Origin of the sequence: Streptomyces sp. (assembly GCF_050698815.1) — a bacterium.
Classification (GTDB): domain Bacteria; phylum Actinomycetota; class Actinomycetes; order Streptomycetales; family Streptomycetaceae; genus Streptomyces.
The window spans coordinates 1-4,272 of record NZ_JBOHCV010000469.1; the positions used below are offsets into that span (position 1 = coordinate 1).

2 protein-coding genes are annotated in these 4,272 nt (G+C 68.6%); both read left to right on the plus strand.

Annotated elements, in window-relative coordinates:
• Positions 1–392 precede the first annotated feature (392 nt).
• Positions 393–3,203: an aconitate hydratase gene (locus ACRDP3_RS16905; RefSeq protein WP_431517784.1), complete on the plus strand. Its 2,811-nt coding sequence runs from the start codon at positions 393–395 to the stop codon at positions 3,201–3,203.
• A 378-nt stretch (positions 3,204–3,581) separates the two neighbouring features.
• On the plus strand, positions 3,582–4,272 hold a 691-nt coding region (locus tag ACRDP3_RS16910; RefSeq protein WP_431517783.1), incomplete at its 3' end, for an extracellular solute-binding protein.

A 4,272-nucleotide genomic window follows, 5' to 3' on the forward strand; every position in this document is an offset into this window, starting at 1 on the left:
ACATTCCGCCGCTCGAGCTCCAGGCACTCAAGCAGTCGCTCCGCGACCTGCGCGAGGACGCAGAAGGGCTCCCGAGCCCGACCGAGCTCTCCGCCGTGTACTCCGCGCTCTTGCACGAGGCCGACCGCGAGCAGAAGAGCCTGCTCGAGGTGTCTGTCGGCATGGGCCTCGCGTTCTTCAACGCTGCCCGCAAGGTCGGGCGCCAGCACCTCCTCGATCCGTACACCGAGGACTTGAGCCCGGTGCGCGACGAGGGCTTCGGCACGTATGCCCGCCGCGTCGGGAAGCCGTACGCAGATGCTGTCGTCCGGCACTTCTCGCCGAGCGAGAAGACGCTCGTCGAGCGCGGCGTGGAGCGGCTGGGGCGCTCGAAGCTGCTTGAATCGAGGGGCATGGCCAACCCTGACAGCTTCGGCGCCCGTTCGCGCCTCGCGGTCGGCGAGCGCGAGGTCGAGCTCTTCCGCCTCGACGCGCTGCAGGAGCGGTTCGACGTGCTCCGGCTCCCGTACACGCTGCGGATCCTGCTCGAGAACGTCCTGCGCAACGAGAACGGGGTCACGGTCACCGCGGACGACGTGGAGGCGGTGGCGGGTTGGGTGGCCGCGGCCGAGCCTTCGCAGGCGATCTCGTTCACGCCCGGGCGCGTGCTGCACCAGGACTTCACCGGCGTGCCCGCGATTGTCGACCTCGCCGCGATGCGGAACGCCATGGCGGACCTCGGCGGCGAGGCGGCCAGGATCAACCCGCTGCTGCCGTCCGAGCTCGTCATCGACCACTCCGTCCAGGTGGACGAGTTCGCGACGCCCTTCGCCATCCGCCGCAACTCGGAGCTCGAGTTCGAGCGCAACCGCGAGCGCTACGCGTTCCTGCGCTGGGGCCAGAGCGGCTTCGTCAACTTCAAGGTCGTCCCGCCCGCGACCGGGATCGTGCACCAGGTGAACCTCGAGTTCCTGGCCAGGGTCGTGATGACCAGGAACGGGCAGGCCTACCCGGACACCCTGGTCGGCACCGACTCGCACACCACCATGGTCAACGGCCTCGGCGTGCTCGGCTGGGGCGTCGGCGGCATCGAGGCCGAGGCGGCCATGCTCGGCCAGCCCGTCTCGATGCTGATCCCGCAGGTGGTCGGCTTCAAGCTGACCGGCTCGCTGCCGACCGGCACCACCGCCACCGACCTGGTGCTGACGATCACCGAGATGCTGCGCAAGCACGGCGTGGTCGGCAAGTTCGTCGAGTTCTACGGCGAGGGCGTCGCCGCCGTGCCGCTGGCGAACCGCGCCACCATCGGCAACATGTCGCCGGAGTTCGGCTCCACCGCCGCGATCTTCCCGATCGACGAGGAGACCATCAACTACCTCAGGCTGACCGGCCGCGCCGACGCCCAGCTGGCGCTCGTCGAGGCGTACGCCAAGGAGCAGGGACTCTGGCACGACGCCGCCCATGAGCCTCGCTACAGCGAGTACCTCGAGCTGGACCTGTCCACGGTCGTACCGTCCATCGCCGGGCCGAAGCGCCCGCAGGACCGGATCGCGCTGTCCGACGCCAAGCAGCAGTTCCTCGCCGACCTGCCCGCCTACGTCTCCGCGCGGGAGGAGCAGCCGCAGACCACGGGCTCCCCGGTCGACGAGGCGAGCGCGGAGTCCTTCCCGGCCAGCGACGCCCCGGCCTACGGGCACAGCGAGAACGGTGTCGGCAAGCCGAGCCACACCGCCATCGGCTCCGCGGCGGACGGCCTCAGCAACCCGGTCCAGGTCACCGGCCCCGACGGCAAGTCCTACGAGATCGACCACGGAGCCGTCGCGGTCGCCGCGATCACCTCCTGCACCAACACCTCCAACCCCTACGTGATGGTCGGCGCCGCGCTGGTGGCCAAGAAGGCGGTGGAGAAGGGCCTCACCCGCAAGCCGTGGGTCAAGACCACCCTCGCCCCCGGCTCCCAGGTCGTCATGGACTACTACGACCGCGCGGGCCTCACCCCGTACCTGGACAAGCTCGGCTTCAACCTCGTCGGCTACGGCTGCACCACCTGCATCGGCAACTCCGGCCCGCTGCCGGAGGAGATCTCCCAGGCCGTCAACGACAACGACCTCGCCGTCGCCGCCGTCCTCTCCGGCAACCGGAACTTCGAGGGCCGGATCAACCCCGACGTGAAGATGAACTACCTCGCGTCCCCGCCGCTGGTCGTCGCCTACGCCATCGCCGGCTCGATGAAGGTCGACATCACCACCGAGCAGCTCGGCACCGACCAGGACGGCAACCCCGTCCACCTGGCCGACCTGTGGCCCTCCGAGCAGGAGGTCGAGGAGGTCGTCGCCTCCTGCATCGGCCAGGAGATGTTCACCAAGGACTACGCCGACGTCTTCGCCGGCGACGAGCAGTGGCAGGCGCTGCCGGTGCCGACCGGCAACACCTTCGAGTGGGACCCGGAGTCCACGTACGTGCGCAAGCCCCCCTACTTCGACGGGATGGGCACCGAGCCCGCCCCGGTCGAGGACATCTCCGGGGCGCGCGTACTGGCCAAGCTGGGCGACTCGGTCACCACCGACCACATCTCCCCGGCCGGTGCGATCAAGGCTGACACCCCCGCCGGCCAGTACCTCACGGAGCACAGCGTCGCCCGCCGCGACTTCAACAGCTACGGCTCCCGGCGTGGCAACCACGAGGTCATGATCCGCGGCACTTTCGCCAACATCCGGCTGCGCAACGAGATCGCCGAAGGTACGGAGGGTGGCTACACCCGCGACTTCACCCAGCCCGACTCGCCGGTCGCCTTCATCTACGACGCCTCGCAGAACTACCAGTCCCAGGGCATCCCGCTGGTCGTCCTTGCCGGCAAGGAGTACGGCTCCGGATCGTCCCGCGACTGGGCGGCCAAGGGAACCGCGCTGCTGGGGGTCAAGGCGGTCATCGCCGAGTCCTACGAGCGCATCCACCGCTCCAACCTCATCGGCATGGGCGTGCTGCCGCTGCAGTTCCCCGCCGGGCAGACGGCCGCCTCGCTCGGGCTGAGCGGCGAGGAGACCTTCTCCTTCGCCGGCATCACCGCACTCAACGACGGCGGCGTCCCGGAGACGGTCAAGGTCAGCACGGAGACCGGCGTGGAGTTCGACGCCACACTCCGCATCGACACCCCGGGCGAGGCCGACTACTACCGCAACGGCGGCATCATGCAGTACGTGCTCCGCTCGCTGCTGCGGAAGTAGGCCGCACCCCGCAGAACAAAGACCGGCGTGAGACCTTTACGCCGTCAACGTGGCGCCGCATCCTGCACTCGCGGGGTGCGGCGCTTTCGTGTGTCCGGGCGCCGCTGAGGGGAGTGTCCGGGGAGGGGGCCGCGCATCTCCGCGAGGTCTCAACTCGGGAAAGACTGAAGGCCGGATTGCGCACGATCTTGCCCCTGCCACGGCAAGTGGACTATACCTGTCGAGACCTCGAGCGGCGCGCGTGCGCGGCGCCCCCGGCGGTAGCAGGACCAGCATCACCCCAGCTTCAACTGACCCGCGGTGTCGGGCCCTTCGCCGCCGGCGATCGACGGGAGACCGGTACACCGCCTGAGTCCTGGAGAAGGCGAGGACTTGAGCATGGGATCTACCCACGTCAACCGTCGTGATCTGATCAAGCAGGCAGCCGTGGCCGGACTGATAGCCGTCCCCGCTGTCGGAGCTCTCACCTCCTGCGCCAGTGGCAGCGGAGACGACAAGAAGGTCGCCAAGGGCGAGAAGAGCGCGGAGAACCCGCTCGGCGTGAACAAGAGCGCCGCGCTGGAGGTCTACATCTTCGACGGCGGCTTCGGCACGAAGTACGCCAAGGACGCGCAGGCCGTCTACGAGAAGAAGTTCCCCAAGGCCAAGACCGACCTGAAGTCCACCCAGAAGATCCAGTCCGTACTGCAGCCCCGCTTCAACGGCGGCACCCCGCCGGACCTGATCGACAACTCCGGCGCCGAGCAGATGGACATGGGCGTCCTGGTGGGCAAGAAGCAGCTCACCGACCTCACCAAGCTGCTGGACGCGCCCTCCATCGACGACCCGGACAAGAAGGTGCGCGACACACTGCGCCCCGGTGTCGTGGAGATGGGCCAGTTCGACGGCGACCCGGTGTGGATCATGTACTACGCCTACACGGTGTACGGCGTCTGGTACTCCCAGAAGGCGCTCGACAAGCTCGACGCGGAGTACCCGGAGACCTGGGACGACATGCTCAAGGTCTGCGCGAAGGCGAAGAAGAAGGGCATGGCCGGCTGGACCTACGCCGGCAAGCACCCGTACTACC

Excerpts from the sequence above, each read along its gene's own strand:
- ACRDP3_RS16905 (WP_431517784.1), top strand. The coding sequence starts at position 393 with ATGGCCAACCCTGACAGCTTCGGCGCCCGTTCGCGCCTCGCGGTCGGC.